General features: G+C 41.3%; 5 protein-coding genes and 1 pseudogene. All 6 read left to right on the top strand.

What is annotated here, in order from left to right; genetic code table 11:
• Positions 1 to 1,691, top strand: a 1,691-nt coding sequence (locus K5Q34_RS11565; protein WP_221865053.1) for an RHS repeat-associated core domain-containing protein, incomplete at its 5' end; no start/stop codon positions are given.
• A complete protein-coding gene (locus tag K5Q34_RS11560) occupies positions 1,688 to 2,062 on the top strand; it encodes a hypothetical protein (RefSeq protein WP_024408938.1) in 375 nt (124 codons plus the stop codon). The genes K5Q34_RS11565 and K5Q34_RS11560, both read left to right, overlap by 4 nt.
• An 11-nt stretch (positions 2,063 to 2,073) precedes the next feature.
• A complete protein-coding gene (locus tag K5Q34_RS11555; RefSeq protein ID WP_024408937.1) occupies positions 2,074 to 2,367 on the top strand; it encodes a hypothetical protein in 294 nt (97 codons plus the stop codon).
• Positions 2,368 to 2,766: 399 nt separating this feature from the next.
• Entirely contained in the window at positions 2,767 to 3,567 is an 801-nt protein-coding gene (locus K5Q34_RS11550) for a hypothetical protein (RefSeq protein ID WP_221865054.1), read from the top strand.
• A 12-nt stretch (positions 3,568 to 3,579) separates the two neighbouring features.
• Positions 3,580 to 3,948, top strand: a complete 369-nt coding sequence (locus K5Q34_RS11545) for a hypothetical protein (protein ID WP_029171981.1) — start codon at positions 3,580 to 3,582, stop codon at positions 3,946 to 3,948.
• A 317-nt stretch (positions 3,949 to 4,265) separates the two neighbouring features.
• Positions 4,266 to 5,713, top strand: a pseudogene (locus K5Q34_RS11540) (hypothetical protein); the annotation flags it as partial.

Genomic DNA, 5,713 nt, shown 5'->3' with positions numbered 1-5,713 from the left:
CCTATGACGACCAGCTCCAGAAACGGGAGACCTATGTCTATGGCAATGGCAGAGCTACCTATACTAACGAGAGCACTGGCGACAGCTATCACTACCTGACCAGCCAGTCTGGCTCTGTGACAGGTCTGACTCAGAATGGACAGGCAGTCGCAAGTTCAAGCTATGCCCTCTACGGAGCAACCAAGCAGACTACAGATACCACAGGCAATCCATTTGCCTATAATGGCGAAGCCCGTGACATCACAGGTCTGGACTACCTCCGTGCACGATACTACGATAGCCAAGCAGGCACCTTCCTGACGGCTGACACCTATCCAGGTAGTCAAACAGACCCGCTCAGCCAAAACCTCTATGCCTATGTGCAGAACAACCCAGCCAACTACACCGACCCGAGTGGGCATATCTGGAAGGCTTTGACAAATGCATATAATACTGCTAAGAAAGCAGTATCCAAGGCCTATAACGCCGCTAAGAAAGTAGTTGTCGATACCTATAATACTGTCAAAAAAGCAGTGGTAAACACCTATAACACCATTAAGAGCGCAGTCGGTCACGCAGTCAACTGGGTCGGACAAAAGGTCAATCAGGCAGTCAACTGGGCTGGCAATGCGGTAAGGCAGACTACTAATTGGATTGGACAGCAATTCACCTCTCAGCGAGGCTACAATAATAGCACTCGAAACTATGTGACCTACCAGCATTCAGAAGCCCAGCGTCAAGCCATCGCTCAGCAACAGTATCAGCAGCGGGTGAATCAAGAATACATTACAGCGACAGGTATAAAAGGACAGCCCAAAACAAGAGAAGCCCAAAACCTTATCAAAAACTGGGGACCAGCTTTGAGCTTCATGTATACACACGTATGTAAGACGGCCAATCACTGGGTAGACTCTGGTGTAAAATTCCTTAAAAATGTGGATTGGAAGGATGTTTTTAAGAATGCCGCAGGTATAGCAGGTGAGTTCTTCTATGTTAATGATATTTACCGTGTAATTACTGGTACTGACCCTATTACTGGTGAGAAAGCTAGTCGTTTGGAAGCAGCGGCATGGCTGGCAACGGACCTCATTAGCATGGGAGGTTCAAAATTCGGTAAACTGGCTAAAGTTGCGACTAAGGCAGACAATCTATTTGATGTTGTTAAAGGTTCAAAAATTGTCACTCGAGCTAACAAAGCAATTGATGGTACCAAAACCTTCATAAAATCGAATGTGGGCAAACTTCTCGACACCCCATTTGGTTTCTCTCCGCAACTCGCAGGAGTTGGTGGCATGACCATGAACGCAGGTGGAACCACTTTGCGTGAAGTTGGACAAAACGCCAAGAAAGGTTTTGACAATCTTGTTCAAGCCTTTGCGAAGAATGGGGATGAAACAGTTCATGGTGCTGGAAGAGGTTCTAAAAATTCTAAAGCGGTTGGCAATATGAGTGAGTTTCTAGAATCAGATTTTGGACAAGAAATTGGTAATAGTTTACAAAAAACCAAAAAACGTTATGACGGACAGTCGGTTTATAAGGTAACAGAAAATATAGGAGAATTGAAGAAAGGTGATCAGATATATTTAGATGGTCTACATAAGGATCATTTAGAGATCTTTGATAAGCGAGGAAGATTAAAAGATGTTCTTAATTTGGATGGAACATCAAACCTTGATAAGTTAAATAAAGCTATCGGACGGAGATTGCCATGATTGAAGATTTGAAAAAAATATTAGATATTTGCGAACGGTATAATCAGATGTTAGGGGAGTCTTTAGAGTCTAATGATGACTTAAAAGACTTGAAAGAGAGTATAGAATGCTATCTGGAAAAAGATTACCTTAAATTACAGTCGGCCATTGAATCATTTGATAAGGTTATGGTAGATAGTGATGAGAGAGATGAACGATACAACCGATTTTATCAACAAATGTTATCGTCTATGTCTGATTTTGCAGTATATTTTGACGATTTCCATAAAGTAATATTTCGATTGAATAAAAAGAGAAATCTTTTAAAAGGGATAATTACTATTACTGAATACGAGGATTCAGATATTGTGAAAATTACACATGAGGAGTGATAAGGGCTACCATGATTGAATTGATAAAATCAGTAAATGATCAGTTACGTAAGCTTGCAGTTCGTAAAAATATTAGCTGGAAGGATTCAGAAAGTGAGCAAGAGTTTCTAAAGATTATAAATGAAGAACTTCCTAAGCATCAAGAGTGGATTAAAGAAGGAATATCAATGCTTGAAAACACTAAAAATGATGATGCTAATTTAGCACTTTCAAAAATTGTTGTAGGCTTTAGAAATATATATTTAGATTTTGAAGCAGTAGATGAGTTGTTGATAAAATTTAGTCAAGAATATAGCCAGAGATAACTCTCCTAATTCAGAATAACTAATTCTCATCAGCCTAATTATGTATATCTATCATGCAACATTTCTGTAGGCTACGAAAGAAATTATCCTAAAGGTACATTTTATGTAATGAACCCACAATCTGAGTCATCTGAGGAATAGTTTTAGTATCTTTTGAAATCATCTAGAATTTTTCTAGGTGATTTCTTTTTGGTGTGGTAGAATATATGTGTAGTTGTTTGGAAACAGACTATTTCTGCATCAACTAGCTGAGAAGCTCTGCTATTTTCTCAAAAGCTAAAAACTCTTAAACACGTATGTAATCCTCAGACTACGAAAGGTAAGGACTCAGGTACTCGAAACAAGCCAAATATCAGCATTGCGGATTTCCGCAAGATTGAAGAAGCCAATAAGTATGGATTGACAGTAGCTGAAAAGGCGAAGATAGATAAAATGTCTATGAGCGACTTGAAGTCTCAATATAGTAGTGTAATTGGTAATTATAACATCTATATTGGAACCGGCTATTTCAACCCATTAGCTATTGGCGAAAATAGAGCAGTTATTGAAAGATACAAGGTACTTAAGGCTGAGGAAGAAGCTAAGGCGGCAGCGCAGGCAGCGGAGTTGGCGAAATATCACTATCTGAATCTCTACAAGCACATTCAGGAGACTGGTCTACGTCCAGACGGAACTCCAGCAACAGATTTGGAGAAAAAGATTGCGCCTTATGTACCGTGGATCCCGATAGTACAAGCTGGCGTTAGCGCTTATGCAGGTTATCAGTATTCTCAGAATAGCTCTAATTTACCAACAGAAAATGGAGCGAAGTGGAGACTGGGGAGTGGTAAAAAAACTGATGCAATATCAGAATATCTTAATAAAAATATAATTAATTTTTCAAGTGAAGAGGCTTTAGAACTTCATTTTAATAAACACGGAGATGAGTTTGGTGGTGTTTATAATACTCCAAACGAGTATCTTTCAGGAGCTAACGCAGTAATCGAGAATGGAATAAAGGTCCAATATACATATAGAGGACAGCAAACAATAGGTTATGTTCGGTTTATGGGAAATAATTCTAAAGGCTATGCAAAATTTGAGTTTGTAGGTCTAAATTCAAATGGAAATATTGCAACCTATCATGTAAAATCAGGTAATGATTTCTGGAGAGCGCTTAATGGTTCAAATGGCATAAAAAATATTACGCCAGTAGAGTAAGGAGGATTCGAAGTGAGTGAAATAATAGAAATTTTAGAACTTTCAGATCTTGACGAATATTTTATAAAGGTGAGAGTTAATGGATTAATATTAGATGCAATGATTAGTAGTGCACCCTATGTAATTGAGGTCGGAAAAAAATACAGAGGAAACTTTAGTTATACTAATTTTAATAATTATGAAACTGAACAATCAGAATCAAGCTGTAAACAACTTTTACATATGAAAAATTACAGTTACAAAGCTAACGGACTACTAGTTAGCGATGGTCATGCTGATGTGGGCATACATATAACAAGTGAATTTTTAGAAGATACTCCCGACCTTATTGGTCAATATGTAGCGTTTGTAATTGATAGATTGGAATTAAGTTTTGATTAGGAAGAGCTTCGTATGAAGAGAAAATATCTAATTAGTTTAATTGATATACTGTTTTTAGATATACTACTCAGTCTCATGAGGAAATAGAAAGGTAGCGGAGGAGAATAGAAGTTTCGATTTTGAATTCTTTGAAGCACTGAAGAAATACCAGTAGACTACTTAGAAGTCATAGGGAATCATCTAGAAATTTCTAGGTGATTTCTTTTTGGTGTGATAGAATAAATATGTAGATCTTTGAGAACGGAATATCAGATGGAAACTGTCTAGATAGCTCTGCTATTTTCCCCAAAAAATAAAAAACCTACGCCTACGATGAGATGGGCAATCTGACCAGCATCACCAGTCCGAGCGGTGCTAAGACCAGTCTGTCCTATACGAAGCTGGATCAGCTTAAAACGATCACCAGTCCGACAGGCCGTGAGACGGAGCTGAGCTATGATCCTGTAGGGCAAGTGACCAAGCGAGTCATCAATGGTAAGAGAGAGACAACCTATGCCTATGACCCAAATGGCAACCTCCTAGAGGAAGTCAACCCACTTGGTCAGGTGACCAAGCGGACCTACGACGCAGGTAATCGTCTGACAGCCGAGACCAATACCGCAGGTCAGACAAGTCTTTATAGCTATGACAAGGATAACCGCCTAATCAAGGTATCCAGTCCGACAGGCGCAAGCAGTAGTCTCACCTATGATGGCAATGGCAATCTGACCAGTGTTCTCTCAGGAAGCAAGCGCCTTTCCAGCTACACCTACGACCAAGAAGACCAACTGCTGACCGCCACCAAGGGAAGTGGAGATGAAGCATCAACCAGCAGCTATACCTATGATAGCGTGGGCAATCTCACCTCCATTACCAATGGCAATGGTCAGGTGACGAAGTATAGCTATGACCAGCTAGGAAATGTCATCGAAAAGATGAATGCGCTGGGAGACAGCGAGACCTACACCTACGATGTCAATAACCAACTCTCCAAGATTACTAAGGCTGATGGTCAGACCATTAGCTACGACTACAACAAGCTGGACCAACTGCTGACCAAGAAGACTTCTACCGAGTCAGAAGGGCAGGTCCTCTACAGCTATGATGCGGATGGTCGCAGAGTGGCGATGAGTGACTTGACGGGTCAGACCCGCTACGCTTATAATGAAGAGGGTGAGTTGACTGGTGTTCGTCAGGGTGATGGCAGTCTGATCACCTACACCTACGACGACTATGGCAATATCACCAAGATGGTCTATCCAGATGGTAGCGAGGTAGCCTATAGCTATGACGAGCTCGATCGCCTGACCAAGGTGACCGACCGTGACGGCAAGGTGACCACCTACGCCTATGATAAGGCTGGCGACATGACCAAGATTGAGCGTGGAGACGGCACGACAAGTGCTCTGACCTACGACGCAGCCCATCGTGTGACAGAGATTGTTCATCGTGACAAGAAAGGTAAGCTGATTTCCAGCTATGCCTACGAGTACGACGATGGCAACTACATCTCCAAGGAAACCATCACGCAGGATGGGGAAACTCTGGTCCAAACTTACACCTACGACAGTCTAGGGCAAATCGTTCAGATGACCGTTTCAAGTAAGGATGGCAAGGAACTAAGTCAGTTTAGCTACACCTATGACCGTGCAGGAAATAAGCTGACCAGCACGGAGACGGTGGACGGTAAAGAAAGCAAGACAGAGTTTAGCTATGACGCCGAGAACCGCCTGCTTGAAATGAAGTCTGGCGACAAGACCATCACCTACACCTATGATAAGAATGG

This window comes from Streptococcus sp. 2018110 (genome assembly GCF_019754115.1).
In the GTDB taxonomy this organism is placed as follows: Bacteria; Bacillota; Bacilli; order Lactobacillales; family Streptococcaceae; genus Streptococcus; species Streptococcus hashimotonensis.
This window is presented reverse-complemented; position numbering and strand designations above follow the sequence as displayed.